Source organism: Mesorhizobium kowhaii, assembly GCF_042431665.1.
GTDB classification, from domain to species: Bacteria; Pseudomonadota; Alphaproteobacteria; order Rhizobiales; family Rhizobiaceae; genus Mesorhizobium; species Mesorhizobium kowhaii.
On record NZ_JBHLYT010000197.1, the window covers coordinates 1 to 877 of the forward strand.

The 877-nt window shown below is 61.3% G+C and carries 2 protein-coding genes and 1 pseudogene; 2 read left to right on the top strand and 1 reads right to left on the bottom strand.

Annotated features, from left to right (window positions below; translation table 11 throughout):
* A pseudogene (locus ACFFNA_RS39325) lies at nucleotides 1-104 on the bottom strand (IS6 family transposase); the annotation flags it as partial.
* A 76-nt stretch (nucleotides 105-180) separates the two neighbouring features.
* On the opposite strand from ACFFNA_RS39325, the gene ACFFNA_RS39330 reads away from it, so the two are divergent.
* Nucleotides 181-567, top strand: coding sequence for a transposase (locus ACFFNA_RS39330; protein ID WP_095090644.1), 387 nt, complete (start codon nucleotides 181-183; stop codon nucleotides 565-567).
* Nucleotides 564-877, top strand: a 314-nt coding sequence (tnpB, locus tag ACFFNA_RS39335; protein WP_378925677.1) for an IS66 family insertion sequence element accessory protein TnpB, incomplete at its 3' end; no start/stop codon positions are given. The genes ACFFNA_RS39330 and tnpB, both read left to right, overlap by 4 nt.

The following is an 877-nucleotide window of genomic DNA, read 5'->3' on the forward strand; positions in this document are numbered from 1 at the left end:
AGATACTTGCTCTTGCGGATTCGGATTGGTTTCAGTGAGAACCGCGATCGATCCCGCAAACGGTGTTCAGCATCGCAGGAAATGATCGCCTCGTGATTTGTCTGTAAGCGCGTAGGCATCCCCACGTAGCGTGCAGGCGGTTGATCGCTCATTTTCAGCATGAATCATGCGGAGAATCCTGTGAGCGACAGTATGAGCCATCATCGAACATTCGAGATTTTGACGGCGGAGCCTGTGCCGTCCCGACGCAAGCCGCGCCATCGGTCGGAAGACGAGAAGGCACGGCTTGTCGCCGAAGCGTTCTCGCCAGGGGGCAATGTGTCGGCGGTTGCGCGTTCCGAGGGGCTGGATCCCTCGCAGCTCTATGGGTGGCGCCGCAAGGCGCTTTCGTCGGGCATGGTTGCGCCACTGACGGAGGCAGCGAGCAAGCCGGCGAAGTTCACGCGCTTTGAAGCGGTGGGCAGCGGCACGGTGGAAATCGTCATTGGCGATGCCGTGGTGCGCGCCGGCGGCGATGTTGATTCCGATCGCCTGGCGAGGATCATCCGCGCGGTTCGCAAGGCATGATCGCTTCCGGTGTGGTGGTTTACGTGTCGTGCCAGCCTGTCGACTTCCGCAAGGGCGCGGCATCTTTGATGGCGCTGGTCAGGGACGGCGGCCTGGACCCGTTCTCGGGGGCGCTTCACGTATTCCGTTCGAAGCGTGCGGACCGGGTTCGCATCGTGTGGTGGGACGGCAGCGGGGTTTGCCTTTATTCGAAAACGTTGGAAGATCACAGCTTCTGCTGGTCTGCGATATCGGCCGCGCGCATGCGTCTCGACCACGCCCAGTTGATGGCGCTTCTGGCCGGGTTAGACTGGAAAAAGATGCGTCCGGC